This window comes from Mycobacteriales bacterium, assembly GCA_035995165.1.
Taxonomy (GTDB): Bacteria; Actinomycetota; Actinomycetes; order Mycobacteriales; family CADCTP01; genus CADCTP01.
The window spans coordinates 17,207-30,605 of sequence record DASYKU010000120.1; the positions used below are offsets into that span (position 1 = coordinate 17,207).

Here is a 13,399-nt window from a genome sequence, read left to right on the forward strand (position 1 = left end):
GGTGGACTCCCTCGCCCAGGACACGCTGCTCGGCGACCGCTACCGGCTCACCCGGCGGATCGCGATCGGCGGCATGGGCGAGGTCTGGCGGGCCGAGGACACCGTGCTGCACCGGGTGGTCGCGGTGAAGGTGCTCAAGAGCGAGCTGACCCAGGACCAGACCTTCCTGGAGCGGTTCCGGACCGAGGCCCGTACGACCGCGTCGCTGCAGCACAACGGCATCGCGAACGTCTTCGACTACGGCGAGGTGACCGGGGCGTCCGACGACATCCCGGTCGCGTACCTGGTCATGGAGTACGTCGACGGGGAGCCGCTCTCGGCCCAGCTGGCCCGGGACGGGCGGCTGCCGGCGATCCGGGTGCTGGAGATCGTCCGGCAGGCCGCGCTAGCGCTGTCTGAGGCGCACCGGGCCGGGATGGTGCACCGGGACGTGAAGCCGGGCAACCTGCTCGTCCGGAAGTCGGACGGCGCGGTGAAGATCACCGACTTCGGGATCGCCCGGGCCGCGGACGCGGTGCCGCTGACGCAGAACGGGATGGTCGTCGGGACCGCGCAGTACTTCTCCCCCGAGCAGGCCGAGGGGCGGGTCGTCGGGCCGCCCTCGGACGTGTACTCGCTGGGCGTCGTCGCGTACGAGTGCCTGGCCGGGCGGTTGCCGTTCGTGGCCGACTCACCGGTCACGGTGGCGATGATGCAGATCCGGGACGCGCCGCCGCCGCTGCCGCCGGACGTGCCGGGGCCGGTGCAGGCGCTGGTGATGCGGACGCTGGCCAAGGACCCGCGGCAGCGGTTCGCCGACGGGGGCGAGCTGGCGGACGCGGTCCGGGCCGTGCAGGAGGGACGCACCCCGTTCCCGGCCCCGCCGCCGCCCTACCCGCCGCCCGCTCCCGGGCCGGCCCCGGCTCAGCCGGTTCCGGGCCGGCAGTCGCCGGCGTCTCCCGGCCGGGCCTACGCACCCCAGAGCGGTGCCACCGGCCTCGGTGGCCCCCCGGCCGCCACCGGCCTCGGCGGCGCTCGAGGCGGCGCCCCCCAAGCCGGCGCCCCTCAAACCGGCGCCCCTCAAACCGGCGCCCCCCAAACCGGCGCCCCCCAAACCGGCGCCCCCCAAACCGGCGCAACCGGACCCGGCGCAACCGGACCCGGCGGACCCCAAGGCGGCGCAACCGGACCCGGCGGACCGCAGAGCGGCGCTGCCGGGCTCGGCGGCCCCCAGAACGGCGCGGGTAGGCCTGCGGCGGGATCGGCGTATTCGGGTGCCCCGGCGGCCGGGTACACCGGCGGTCCGGGCGGGTTCGGCGCGGGTGAGTGGGCCGGTCCGGATGGGGTCGGGGGAACCAATCCGGCCCTGGCGTACCCGAACTGGACGCCGGCCCCGACCCCCGCCACCGGCTGGTCCACCGCCCCACCGGGTGACCGGCCCCGGCGCCGAAGCACCCGCCGCCCGCTCTGGATCGCGCTGGTGCTCCTGCTCGCGCTGATCCTGGCCGGGCTGATCACCGTGATCATGTCCGAGCGCGGCGACGACGAGTCCGCCGGCCCGCGGACCACCGCCGTCTCCACGTACAGCCGACACTGGGACACTGAGGTTTCAATGGGTTCGAAGACGACGAGGGTTCGATGACGACGCCACGCCTGCTGGGATCGCGGTACGAGATCGGCGAGATCCTCGGATACGGCGGCATGGCCGAGGTGCACCGCGGCCGTGACGTCCGGCTCGGCCGTGAGGTCGCGGTCAAGGTGCTGCGGGCCGACCTGGCCCGCGACCCGTCGTTCCAGGCCCGCTTCCGCCGGGAGGCGCAGGCCGCCGCGTCCCTGAACCACCCGGCGATCGTCGCGGTCTACGACACCGGCGAAGAGGACATGCTGGGCAACCAGCCGTACATCGTCATGGAGTACGTCGAGGGCCGCACCCTGCGCGACGTGCTGAAGATCGAGGGCCGGCTGATGCCGCGGCGGGCGATGGAGATCGTCGCCGATGTGTGCGCCGCCCTGGACTTCTCCCACCGCAACGGCATCGTGCACCGCGACGTGAAGCCGGGCAACGTCATGATCACCCCGACCGGCGCGGTCAAGGTGATGGACTTCGGCATCGCCCGGGCGGTCGCGGACAACGCGGCCACCGTGACCCAGACCGCGGCCGTGATCGGCACCGCGCAGTACCTCTCCCCCGAGCAGGCCCGGGGCGAGAACGTGGACGCCCGCTCGGACGTCTACTCGACCGGCGTGCTGCTGTTCGAGCTGATCACCGGCTCGCCTCCGTTCACCGGCGACTCCCCGGTCGCGGTCGCGTACCAGCACGTCCGGGAGAACGCGCCGCCGCCGTCCTCGCTCAACCCGGACGTGCCGCCCGAGCTGGACGCGATCGTGCTCAAGGCGATGGCGAAGAACCCGGCCAACCGCTACCAGTCCGCGGGTGAGATGCGGGCCGACCTGATCCGGGCGATCAACGGCCGGCCGGTCGAGGCCGAGCCGGTGATGACCGCGGACGAGGTCACCACCGTCATGGGTGGCGGTCGCACCGGTCAGTACGGCGCGGCCGCGTACGGCACCGCCGCCAACGGCCGCCCGCCGACCGGGCCGGCCAAGCCGAAGCGCAGCCCCTGGTTCTGGGTCGCGATCGCCGTCGTCTGCCTGCTCGTGCTGGCCGGGGCCGCGTTCGGCACGATCCAGCTGCTCGGCGGTGGCAACGACGTCACCGTGCCCGACGTCGTCGGGCAGCAGCAGGCCGCGGCCGAGCGCACGCTCAAGGACGCCGGCCTGGTCCCGGACTTCTCCACCACCTCCTCGACCCCGCAGCAGAAGGGCCAGGTGCTCAGCACCGATCCCGCGGCCGGCCTCGGGCGCAAGAAGGGCGCAGCGGTCTCGGTCGTGGTCGGCGCCGGGCCGGCCCAGATCGCCCTGGACGACTACAAGGGCCTGTCGTACGACGACGCGGTCACCGCGCTGCGGGGCAAGAACCTCATCCCGGTCCGGCACGACGTCGACAGCGCCGCGCCGGTCGACCAGGTGATCAGCACCAACCCGGGCGCCGGGCAGAAGGTCACCGAGGGCGAGAAGATCACCCTCAACGTGAGCACCGGCAAGACCGCGCTGCCGGACGTGAAGGGGCTCTCCGAAGAGGCGGCCACGACCAAGCTCAACCAGGCCGGCTACACGAACATCACCCGCCAGGTCCAGCCGCCGCCGGACGACGAGGAAGCCGGCACGGTCTTCCGTACGGACCCGAACGCGGGTACGCCGGTGCCGAAGAGCCAGCAGATCACGCTGTTCATCGCCGCGGCCAAGCCGACACCGTCGCCGACCACCCCGTCGCCGACGCCGAGCCCGACCGGGTCACCCACCGGATCGCCGACCGGCACCCCCACCGGCAGCGCAACGCCGTAACGCCGAACCGGCCGCCCCTTCCGGGGGCGGCCGGTCGTGTCGTCGAGGCGAGGCTCAGACCGCGCCGGTTCTCAGACCGCGCCGGTTCCCAGACCGCGCCGCCGGGCCGAGGCTCAAACCGCGGCGGTTGGGCTGAGTCTCAGACCGCGCTGAAGGCGGTGTGGCGCAGCGCGTCCATCTCGGCCGCCAGGGCCGGCGCCTTGTCCCGGGCCGACGGATCACCGCAGGTCGCCAGCCAGTTCGCGAGCATGACGTGCCCGGACTCGGTGAGCACAGACTCGGGGTGGAATTGCACGCCCTCGATCGGCAGCGTCGTGTGCCGCATCGCCATCACCACGCCCGACGCGGTCCGCCCGGTCACCTCGAGCTCGGGCGGCATCGTCTCCTCGACCACCGCGAGCGAGTGGTAGCGGGTCGCGATGAACGGGTCCGGCAGCCCGGCCAGCACCCCGGCGCCCTTGTGGTACACCTCGCTGGTCTTGCCGTGCAGCAGCTCCGGCGCCCGGGTCACGGTCGCGCCGAACGCGACACCGATGGCCTGATGGCCCAGGCAGACCCCGAGCAGCGGCAATCCCCGCTCCGCGCACACCGACACGATCGGCACGCTGATCCCGGCCGACTCCGGCGTGCTCGGCCCGGGGCTGGTGAGCACGCCGTCGAAGCCGTCGACCTCCTCCGGCGCCATCTCGTCGTTGCGCCGGACCACGGTCTCCGCACCCAGCTGGGCCAGGTAGTGCACGAGGTTGTAGACGAAGCTGTCGTAGTTGTCGACGACGAGAACGCGCATCGTCCCGACCTCCTACTGGTCCACGGTCACGTCGTTGAACGGCAGCCGCGGCTCAACGTACGGGAACACCACCAGGAACAGCAGCGCCACCACGGCCGCCACCAGTATGGCCGAGCCGATCAGCTTGCCGGGCAGACCGCCGGGCAGCTTGTGCCAGATCCAGACGTACACGTCCTGCCCTCCCCTACTTGCCCGACATGGCCGGCGGTGCACCCTTGCTCACCGGGTACGGCGCGCCGTCCTGGATCGCGTGGACCACCATCCGCTGCCGGGCCGAGAACTTCGGATGGCAGGTCGTGAGCGTGAGCATCCTGCGGGTCGGCTGCGCCCCGGGCTTGTCCGGCACGGGCGCGATCACCCCGACGTTCGTGGGGTCGACGATCTCCCGGCCCGGGATGCCGAGCGAGGTCAGCTTCTCCGGGTCGCCGGTCCGGGTGTCGCCCAGCACCCGGTACGTGTACCAGTAGTCCTTGGTCCGGATCACGATCGCGGAGCCGGCCTTGAGCTTGTCCAGGTTGAGGAACGGCGAGCCCTTGCCGACCCGGTGCCCGGCGATCGCGACGTTGCCGACCGCGCCCGGCAGCGGCGTCCCGACGTAGTGGCCGGGGCCCTCGTTGAGCTCGTTCACGCCGGTGCCCTCGACGACCGAGTAGACGTAGTCGGTGCCGAAGTCCGGCATGTAGATCAACGCGAAGGCGTCACCCAGCGGCAGCGACGCGATCTTCTCGCCCGGCTTGGCCGGGCCGGCCGCGACCGTCGGGTCGTCGCCGTCGTCCCACTGCTTCTCCAGCGCGGTCGTCAGCCGGTGCTGGGTGCGGTGGTTGACCAGGTTGGTGAACCAGACCTCGTACGCGGCCAGCAGCAGCAGGACCATGCCGAGGGTCAGGAAGGTCTGGCCGATGCCGCGGATGAACGTCCGGATCCGGTCGCCGATCGTGTGCCGGTGCGGCGTCTTGTCTCCTCCGCCACCACCACGGCCGCCGCCACCGCCGCCCTCGTCCGGTGGCTCGCCGCCGCCGCCACCACCTCCGCCGGCCCTGGTGCCGGCCGGCACGCGTTCCTCGGCTCGTTCCTCGATCCGCTCGGGCCGGACGTCCTGACCGCGCTGCCGGCGCCGGTCGGGCGCCGCGACGCCGTCCCGGTCCTGCAGGCTCCAGGCCCCGATGTCGAACGGACCGATGACCTCGGTCGGTTCCTCCACGCCGTCCCCCCGTTGCATCCCCCGCCGGTCCGCGACGTCCTGGTCGGCCTCCGACCGGACCGGCCGACCGGCCGTCCAGTCCGTGCCCACCCGGTCGACCCCCGTCGAACCGTCCTGCTCGGGCCGCGGCTCCCCCGGCGCAGCGGGCGCCTCCGGAGCGGGCCGCGCGGGGAGATCGACCGCCGGAAGGCTCTGGTCCGCGGTCGGGTCGACCGGACGCCACGTCCGGTCCGCTGCGGGGTCCGCGGAGCGTGAGGTGCGGTCCGCTGACGGTTCCGCGTGGTGTGCGGTGCGGTGCGCTGCGGGGCGCGGGGTTGGGTCCGCGGTCGCATCGGCGGGGATGGAGTCGGCGATCGGGGGTGGGGGTGCGCTGCGGGTCCAGAGGCCGGTGGCGCGGGGCGGCGCGACCGGTGCGGGATCGTGCGGGTTCGCGCCCGTGCTGCCGGCACCGGCCCGGGACGGCGCCGCCGGGCTGCCCCAGCCGCGCTCGGGCGGCGCCGAGCGGCGCTGCTCGTCCGGCACCGCCAGCGGCGGCGGTCCCCACTGCGACATGAATGTCGTCGCCTCGTCGATCCCCGCCGCGCCCCGCTCCTCGGGACGGTCCTGCGCGCCGTCGACCGGCGGCAGCACCTGCGCCCACCCGCTCACCACCGGCGCGCTCGTCTCGTCATCGGACCGCTCCACCGGCGACCAGCCCGGCACCCCCGGCCGCGCAACCTCGTCACCCGAGCGCTCCACCGGACGCCACGGTGGCGCTCCCGACCGGCCAGCCTCGTCGCCCGAGCGAGCCACGGGCGGCCAGACCGGCGGACCCGGCCGCGGCGCGGGCTCGACCTCCGGCCGGTTCCACCCGGCGATCAGCCCACCGGCCGCGGGCCGCCGCGGGATCTCGGTCTCTTCCCGGAACGCGGCCGCCGGCGGCACCGCCTCGTCCGACGCCGGTTCGTCCACCGACCGCGGCGACGCCCACGGGTCGGCCGGCCGCCGCTCGGACGGCGCCCACGGCGTCGACACCGGCGGCAACGCCCCGCCCGCGGACGCACCAGTCTCAGACACCGCCGCACTCGAGCCGATCGCACCCGAGCCGTCGGCACCGGCAGCCGGTACACCGCCGGTCGACCCCGGCTCAGCCTGCGTCGGCGGGGCAGCAAACCGCGAGGACCGCTGTGCCGGCGGGGCAGCGGGCGCATCGAACCGGTCCGACGCGGAGCCGGAGGACAGCCCCTCAGCCGTCGGCTCGGTAAAACCAGTCGGCCCGGCAGCGCCGTCCGACGCCGACGGCGGTACCCGGGGCGCAGCAGAACCAGTCGACCGCCCGGCGGACCCGGCAGATGTCGACGGTGCGGAGGGTGCTGGAGGCGTAACAAAATCGGCCGAGCCGGCCGACACGGGCGGCGCGAGGGGCGCCGGCGGCGGGGCGAGACCGGCCGGCAGCACCGGCGCGGTCTGGGCCGGTAGCACCGGCGGATGCGGCGCCCAGCGCGGCGCACTCGACAGCGGCTCGTCCGGCTCCCGCAACCGCTCCACCCGCGGCCGCCGCTTCGGCGGCTGGAACAGCGACGCGCCCCCCGGGCTCACCGCCACCCCGAACGGCGGTAGCGGCACCTGCGGAACCCGCCGCGGCAACGGCGGCACCGAAGAACCAGCAGCAGAAGGCGCAGGCGCAGCGGGAGACACGGCCGCCGCACCCTGGCTCGTGACGTCCCCCGCCCCGCTCCCGGCGTCCCCGTCCCCCGGTACGCGCTGAGCCGTACCGGACCGCCGCTCCCCATCCTGCCTGGCCGGAGGCTCCTCGCGCACACTCGGTGACGAAGCATTACCGAAAGTGTCAGGATCCGGAGGCACGGACGGGTCGGATTCCGGCGTCCGCGGCGGCGAGAACCAGGAGTACGGCTGCCGCGCCCCCCGGGCCGGCTCCTCCGGCTCGGGCGTCCGCGGCGTCGGCACGTGCGCCTCCGGCTCCGTGGAGGACCCGGACGGCGATGGGGGTGGTGATCCGCCCACCCACTCAGGCGGCATCCAGAGCGTCACTCCGGCACCGCCTCGGCGTAGCCGAGCCGGACCGGACCGTCGTACCCGGAAAGGGTCACCTCGCGCTCGTCCTTCACCTCGTAGCCCAGACCGAAATAGTCCACGGCCTCGCGGTAGAGCCGGACCCCGGGTTCGATGTCGAGGGCCGCCCGTAACCTGGTCGGGTCACCCACGGCGGTGACCTGGAACGGCGGCGAGTACGTCCGGCCGTAAAGAAGCAGCACGTTTCCGACACAGCGGACCGCGCCGGTGGTGATCAGCCGCTGCCCCATCACGGCGAGCCCGTCGGCGCCGCCGGCCCACAGCGCGTTCACCACGGACTGCACGTCCTGCTGGTGGACGATCACGTCGTCCGGTCGGGCGTTGGGCGGCAGCGACCCGTCCGGGCGCCGCGGCGCGTCGTTCAGGCTGACGCTCAGGCCGCCGCCGCGCAGCGACTGCAGCCCGACCTGGGTCTCCAGCTTCTGGCTCTGGGTCCGGACGGTGCCGACGCGGCCGTCCTTGGTCGCCGCCTCCTTCTCCAGCGCGTCGACCTGTTTCTGCAGCGCGACGACCCGGTCGCTGGCGTCGTTGACCGTCTTCTCCTGGGCCGAGATGAGCTGGGTCAGCTCGACCCGCCGGCCCGCGCGGAGGTCCGTACCCTGGGCTGTCTCGGCGCTGGTCGCGAACAGGACACCCGCGGCGAGGGCGATCACCGGGACCAGCACCCGCCAGACGGGTCGCCGGGAGCCGCGTCCCGACCCTCGACCGGCGCTCATCGGCGACTAGGCTAGTGGCAGGCAGCACAGGAGGAGTCGAAGGTGCCCAAGTCGAAGGTTCGCAAGCGCGCTGTGTACACACCCCCGACGGATGTGCTGCCCTCTCCGTCCCGGGCCGCCGTCAGTCGGCGCAAGGGACCCAGCCCCACCTGGTATCCGGTGACGATGCTGGTCCTGATGGTGGTCGGGCTGGCGTACATCGCGGTGTTCTACCTGGCCGGCGAGAAGATCCCGGTCATGCGGGACCTCAACTCGTGGAACTTCGCCATCGGCTTCGGCCTCATGGTGAGCGGCCTGTTCATGGCCGTTCGCTGGCGTTGACCCGGCCGTCGCGGCCCACCGGCATAATCACACCGGTGTTGTTCGTCCCCAGATTTGTCCACAGGTGTGGACGCGACCGGGGACAGCGAGCGGGGTAACCGTTCCGACCACTTGTCGACATGACGTAACCGCAGGTCAGGTGCCCAATACGGCCCGATCAGGACGCTGTGTCGACACGTCTCGGAGACACCCTGTCAGCCGTCGTCCACAGCCTGCGTCCACAGGTGGTTGGGGACAACCCACTAGGCTGGCCGCCGATGGACACGGCTCCCGACTCCCGGACCGCGGCCTGGGCGCCCCGGCCGGGAGAGACCGCCCTCGCCCTGTTCGGCGGCCTGGCGATCCTCCTGTTGGCGGCACTGGCCGACCCGGCCGGGCGCCTGCTGCTCGGCGTGGCCGCGCTCGGCCTGTTCGTGCTCGCCGCCGCCGACCTGCTGCTGCGGCCGCGCCTGGCCGCCGACCCCACCGGGGTCCAGGTCCGGACGCTGATCAGCCGGCACCGGCTGCCCTGGTCGGCGATCCAGCGGGTGGAGATCGACGAGCACACCCGCTACGGGCTCACCAGCCGGACGCTCGAGCTCGAATCCGGCGAGCTGCTGGTCATCCTCGGTAAGCGCACCCTCGGCGCGGACCCGCGCGACGTCGCCGACACCCTGGCCCGCATCCGCTACGCAGCCGGCTAGCCGCAGCACCGCCGGACGGCAGGCGCGACTCAGCCCGTCGGCGCGAGACTCAGCCCGTCAGCGCGAGCAGCATGTCGGTACGGATCAGGATCAGCGCGACCATGATCGCCAGCAACCCGCCCATGGCGAGGATCTGCACCTGCGTCCGCGACTTCGCCGGCGCGTACGTCATCGCCAGCGCCAGCAGCCCGCCCACGACGAACCCGCCGACGTGCCCGAGCAGCGAGATGCCGGGCGCGAAGCTGACCCCGAAGTTCAGCGCGACGGCGAGCACCATGAACCGCGCGTCCAGCCCGAGCTTGCGCACCACGACCAGCGTCGCCGCGAACAGCCCGAAGATCGCCCCGGACGCCCCGGCGACCGCCCCGAACGGCGAGCCGAACAGGTAGACCGCGACCGACCCGCCCAGCGCGGCCAGCAGGTAGAGGGCCAGGAACCGCCACCAGCCCAGCAGCCGCTCCAGCGCCGGCCCGACGATCGCCAGCGAGAGCATGTTGCCGGCCAGGTGCAGCAGCCCGATGTGCAGGAACGCGGCCCCGAGCAGCCGCCAGTACTGCCCGTCGGCGGCGACCCGCAGCGGCACCAGCTCCAGCTCGTCGAACAGCTTCGAGCCGGTGTTCCCCGTGACACCACCGGGCGCGGTCAACGCGGTGACGATGAACGCGACGACGTTCAGCAGACCGAGCGCGATGGACGCCAGCCCGGGCCGCGCCGCGATCGTCCCGCCGTACGGGGAGCGCGGCTTGCGCATGGACGAGTTGCCCTCGGCCACGCACTGCGGGCACTGGAAGCCGACCGAGGCCGGGCGCAGGCACTCCGGGCAGATCGGCCGCTCGCACCGGGTGCAGGAGACCCAGGTCTCCCGGTCCGGATGCCGATAGCAGCGCGGAGCGACCGTCGCGGGCGACCGCTCCGCGCTCATCGGCAACTAGTCGGCGCGCTCGATGTCGACGGACGTGATCGTCACGTCCTCGCGCGGCCGGTCGGAGTGGTCGGTCGGGGTCTTCTCGATCTTGTCGACCACCGCGCGGCTGTCCGCGTCGGTGATCTCACCGAAGATCGTGTGCCGCCGGTTGAGGTGCGGCGTCGGGCCGGCGGTGATGAAGAACTGCGAGCCGTTGGTGCCGGGGCCCGCGTTGGCCATCGCCAGCAGGTACGGACGGTCGAACCGCAGGTCGGGGTGGAACTCGTCCTTGAACTGGTAACCCGGGCCACCACGGCCGGAACCCAGCGGGTCCCCGCCCTGGATCATGAAGCCCTCGATCACCCGGTGGAAGACCGTGCCGTTGTAAAGCGGCTCGTTGGACTTCTGCCCGGTGGCCGGGTTGCGCCACTCCTTGCTGCCCTCGGCCAGGGAGACGAAGTTCTGCACCGTCACAGGTGCCTGGTCCGGGAACAGCTGGACGACAATGTCGCCGGCGGTCGTGTGCAGGGTCGCGGTGAGCTTTGCCACCCGGTCATCCTTGCACGCGCGCCGGACGGGACCGGAGCGGGGCGGGAGGTGCGGTGTGAGCCGGAGATCGACGGTACGCAGCGGGCTGGTGGCGGGAGCCGCGCTGGCCCTCGGAGTCTGGCTGGGCGTCTCGGTCGGCCTGGCCACCAAGCCGCGCCGCCCGGCCCCCTAGATCTTCGCGACCACCAGCTTGGCCAGCTCGATCGCCTCCAGCGAGATCTGCTGGTTGATCCGGACGACGACCAGCGCCGCGCCCTTGCTCACGGCCAGCACGGCGCCCGCGGCGACGATCGCGACCGTGCCGCCGTCGCCGACGCCGGTCACCGGGTTGGCCCCGCTCCCGCCGATCCGGATGGCCTGCGCCTGGGCCGCGGTCGCGCCGGCCAGCACCGACACGGTGACCTCGACCGCCTTCTCGGCGTTGGGCCGGTAGAACGCGCAGCCCGGGTGCGGCGTGGTCGTCGTGACCGTGGTCCGGCCGAGGTGCTGTCCGATGATGTCCATCACCGTGGCCGTGTCCGCGTACGGGCAGGGCCCGTCGACAGTGACCGAAGGCGGGGTCGGCGTCGGCTTCGCAGCCGTGGTGGTGGTCGTCGGCGCCGCCGTCGTGGGCGCGACGGTGGTCGGCACCGGCGCGGCCGAGTCCTGGCTCGCGGTGTCGCAGCCCGCGAGGAGTACCCCCAGGGCCAGCCCGATCACGATACCGGTCCGCACGGGCGTGCAGCCTAGTTCACGCTCCGCGGTCGGTCACACCAGCAGCCATCCCCCGGCCGCGGCACCGAGGCCGACGACCGTGCTGCCCAGCACGTACGCGGCCGATCGCCACCACTCCCCGTCCTCGGCCAGCCGCAGCGACTCCCAGGAGAACGTGCTGTACGTCGTGAGCGCACCGCAGAACCCGGTCCCCACCAGCGCGACCACCCCGGCCGGCAGCGTCGCCGATCCGGCCACCGCGCCCAGCACGAAGCAGCCCAGGACGTTGACCAGGAACGTTCCCCACGGGAACCGCGACCCCAGCCGGCCCTGCACGGCCCGGTCGGTCAGGTATCGCAGCGGCGCCCCGACCGCGGCCCCGAGCGCGACCAGCAGCGCCGTCACAGCAAGGCCTTCCGGGTCACCCGGGCCGCGACCGTCACCGCGAGCAACGCCAGCACCGGCGTCAGCGCCAGCGCGGTGACCGCCGTCGCGACGTGACCGCCGGCCAGCAGTCGCTGGGCATCCACCGCGTACCCGGAGAACGTCGTATAGCCGCCGAGCACCCCGACCCCGAGGAACGGCCGCGTCAGCGGGTGCCCGCGCTTGGCCTCCAGCACCAGCACCATGAGCACGCCGATGAGCACGCAGCCGGTTGCGTTGATGAGCAGCGTGCTGACCGGGAAACCGCCGGCCGGGGTCGGCATCAGGTGCGCGATCCCGGCCCGGGCCTCGGCTCCCAGCACCCCGCCGGCCGCGATCGTCGCCAGCACCACCGCCGGGTGCGCGGTCAGCTCCCGGCGCTGGGTCGGGAGGTCCACGTCCGGGTCGATCGGCTCCTCCGGCACACCCACGATTCTGTCGTACGGCCTGTCTAGGCTCCGGGCCGTGCACCGGATCGGGGTCGACGAGCGCCGGGCCCGGCTGTCCGTGCGGCACCACCTGGCCCCGGCCGCGCACGCGCCGGACGTGGTCACCGCGACCCGCGGCCTGCTCGCGCTGCATGCGACCGACCAGGTGACGGTCTACCTCTCGGCCTGGGCCCGGGTCACCGGGCACCTGGTGCCGGAGCTGGAGAAGGCGCTGTACGACGACCGGGTGCTGATCCGGATGCTCGGCATGCGCCGGACGGTCTTCGTGGTCCCGCGCGAGCTGGCGCCGGTCGTGCAGGCCGCCTGCACCCGGGCGGTGGCGGCCCGGGAGCGGCGTACGACGGAGAAGTTCCTGCTCGAGGGCGAGGTGACCCCGGATCCCGGGCGCTGGCTGGCCGAGGTCGAGGAGGCGACGCTGACCGCGCTGCGCGCCCGCGGGTCGGCGCTGTCGACCGAGCTCTCGGCCGACGTGCCGGGGCTGGCCGAGCGGATCGTCGTCGCCCGCGGCAAGCCGTACGAGGCCTCGCAGAGCGTCGCGTCCCGGGTCCTGCCGCTGCTGGCCGCCGACGGCCGGGTCGTCCGCGGCCGCCCGCGCGGCAGCTGGACCTCCGGCGGGCAGTACTGGTGGTCGGCCACCGCCGACTGGGTCCCCGGCCTGTACGGCGACCTGCCGGTGGCCGACGCCCAGGTCATGCTGGCCCGGGCCTGGCTGCGGACGTTCGGGCCGGCGCCGGTGGCCGACCTCAGATGGTGGGCCGGCTGGACCGTCGCCCAGACCAGGGCTGCGCTGGCCGCACTGAACCCGGTCGAGGTCGACCTGGCCGGCGAGCCCGGGATCGCGCTCGCCGACGACCTGGACCCGATCCCGGCCCCGCCGCCGTCCGCGACGCTCCTGCCCGGGCTCGACCCGACCACGATGGGCTGGCAGAACCGCGGCTGGTTCCTCGGCGAGCACGCGAGGGCCCTGTTCGACACCAACGGCAACGCCGGTCCGACGCTCTGGTGGGACGGGCGGGTCGTCGGCGGCTGGGCCCAGTGCAGGTCCGGCGAGGTCGTGCTCCGGTTCCTGGAGGACGCCGGGACCGAGGCGGTCGCCGCGGCCGAGGCCGAGGCCGCCCGCCTGCAGGACTGGCTCGGCCCGGTCCGCGTCATCCCCCGCTTCCGCACCCCGCTGGAGAAGGAGCTGGTCAGCTGAGCCGCTGCCGGCGTCCACGCC

The 13,399-nt window shown here is 73.7% G+C and carries 14 protein-coding genes; 5 read left to right on the forward strand and 9 right to left on the reverse strand.

Annotated elements, in window-relative coordinates; all coding sequences use genetic code 11:
* The first annotated feature begins 1 nt into the window (after position 1).
* The gene (locus VGP36_20000) at positions 2-1,621 is read left to right on the forward strand and encodes a protein kinase (GenBank protein ID HEV7656995.1); all 1,620 of its coding nucleotides are present in this window, start codon (positions 2-4) and stop codon (positions 1,619-1,621) included.
* Entirely contained in the window at positions 1,618-3,384 is a 1,767-nt protein-coding gene (pknB, locus tag VGP36_20005; GenBank protein HEV7656996.1) for a Stk1 family PASTA domain-containing Ser/Thr kinase, read from the forward strand. The genes VGP36_20000 and pknB overlap by 4 nt, the downstream gene beginning before the upstream one ends.
* A gap of 139 nt (positions 3,385-3,523) precedes the next feature.
* Here the strand turns inward: pknB and VGP36_20010 are convergent, their stop codons facing one another.
* The 4 genes from VGP36_20010 to VGP36_20025 form a co-directional block, all read right to left on the reverse strand.
* The gene (locus VGP36_20010; protein HEV7656997.1) at positions 3,524-4,171 is read right to left on the reverse strand and encodes an aminodeoxychorismate/anthranilate synthase component II; all 648 of its coding nucleotides are present in this window, start codon (positions 4,169-4,171) and stop codon (positions 3,524-3,526) included.
* 12 nt (positions 4,172-4,183) lie between these two features.
* Positions 4,184-4,342 (reverse strand): hypothetical protein, encoded by a 159-nt coding sequence (locus VGP36_20015; GenBank protein ID HEV7656998.1) that lies wholly within the window; start codon positions 4,340-4,342, stop codon positions 4,184-4,186.
* Positions 4,343-4,355: 13 nt separating this feature from the next.
* Positions 4,356-6,428 carry a class E sortase gene (locus VGP36_20020; protein HEV7656999.1) on the reverse strand — a complete coding sequence of 691 codons (2,073 nt, stop codon included), beginning with the start codon at positions 6,426-6,428 and terminating at the stop codon, positions 4,356-4,358.
* Positions 6,429-7,399: 971 nt separating this feature from the next.
* Positions 7,400-8,161, reverse strand: a complete 762-nt coding sequence (locus tag VGP36_20025) for a DUF881 domain-containing protein (GenBank protein ID HEV7657000.1) — start codon at positions 8,159-8,161, stop codon at positions 7,400-7,402.
* 42 nt (positions 8,162-8,203) lie between these two features.
* On the opposite strand from VGP36_20025, the gene crgA reads away from it, so the two are divergent.
* On the forward strand, positions 8,204-8,482 hold the full coding sequence (crgA, locus tag VGP36_20030) for a cell division protein CrgA (protein ID HEV7657001.1): 279 nt from the start codon (positions 8,204-8,206) through the stop codon (positions 8,480-8,482).
* 257 nt (positions 8,483-8,739) lie between these two features.
* Entirely contained in the window at positions 8,740-9,165 is a 426-nt protein-coding gene (locus VGP36_20035) for a PH domain-containing protein (protein ID HEV7657002.1), read from the forward strand.
* Between the two features lie 49 nt (positions 9,166-9,214).
* On the opposite strand, the gene VGP36_20040 is transcribed toward VGP36_20035, so the two are convergent.
* The 5 genes from VGP36_20040 to VGP36_20060 form a co-directional block, all read right to left on the reverse strand.
* A complete protein-coding gene (locus VGP36_20040; protein HEV7657003.1) occupies positions 9,215-10,087 on the reverse strand; it encodes a rhomboid family intramembrane serine protease in 873 nt (290 codons plus the stop codon).
* Between the two features lie 6 nt (positions 10,088-10,093).
* On the reverse strand, positions 10,094-10,618 hold the full coding sequence (locus tag VGP36_20045; GenBank protein ID HEV7657004.1) for a peptidylprolyl isomerase: 525 nt from the start codon (positions 10,616-10,618) through the stop codon (positions 10,094-10,096).
* Between the two features lie 168 nt (positions 10,619-10,786).
* Positions 10,787-11,332 carry a DUF2020 domain-containing protein gene (locus VGP36_20050; protein HEV7657005.1) on the reverse strand — a complete coding sequence of 182 codons (546 nt, stop codon included), beginning with the start codon at positions 11,330-11,332 and terminating at the stop codon, positions 10,787-10,789.
* A 33-nt stretch (positions 11,333-11,365) separates the two neighbouring features.
* On the reverse strand, positions 11,366-11,716 hold the full coding sequence (gene crcB, locus VGP36_20055) for a fluoride efflux transporter CrcB (protein HEV7657006.1): 351 nt from the start codon (positions 11,714-11,716) through the stop codon (positions 11,366-11,368).
* On the reverse strand, positions 11,713-12,165 hold the full coding sequence (locus tag VGP36_20060; GenBank protein ID HEV7657007.1) for a CrcB family protein: 453 nt from the start codon (positions 12,163-12,165) through the stop codon (positions 11,713-11,715). Before VGP36_20060 ends, crcB begins: the two co-directional genes overlap by 4 nt.
* Before the next feature lie 34 nt (positions 12,166-12,199).
* Between VGP36_20060 and VGP36_20065 the strand changes: the two genes are divergently transcribed.
* Complete coding sequence (locus tag VGP36_20065; protein ID HEV7657008.1) at positions 12,200-13,378, forward strand: winged helix DNA-binding domain-containing protein; 1,179 nt, start codon at positions 12,200-12,202, stop codon at positions 13,376-13,378.
* Positions 13,379-13,399: the final 21 nt, after the last annotated feature.

Bases quoted from the DNA above. Each gene is read 5' to 3' on its own strand.
- VGP36_20010 (HEV7656997.1), bottom strand. From the start codon at position 4,171: ATGCGCGTTCTCGTCGTCGACAACTACGACAGCTTCGTCTACAACCTC.
- VGP36_20025 (HEV7657000.1), bottom strand. From the start codon at position 8,161: ATGAGCGCCGGTCGAGGGTCGGGACGCGGCTCCCGGCGACCCGTCTGG.
- pknB (HEV7656996.1), top strand. From the start codon at position 1,618: ATGACGACGCCACGCCTGCTGGGATCGCGGTACGAGATCGGCGAGATC.
- VGP36_20040 (HEV7657003.1), bottom strand. From the start codon at position 10,087: ATGAGCGCGGAGCGGTCGCCCGCGACGGTCGCTCCGCGCTGCTATCGG.
- VGP36_20035 (HEV7657002.1), top strand. From the start codon at position 8,740: ATGGACACGGCTCCCGACTCCCGGACCGCGGCCTGGGCGCCCCGGCCG.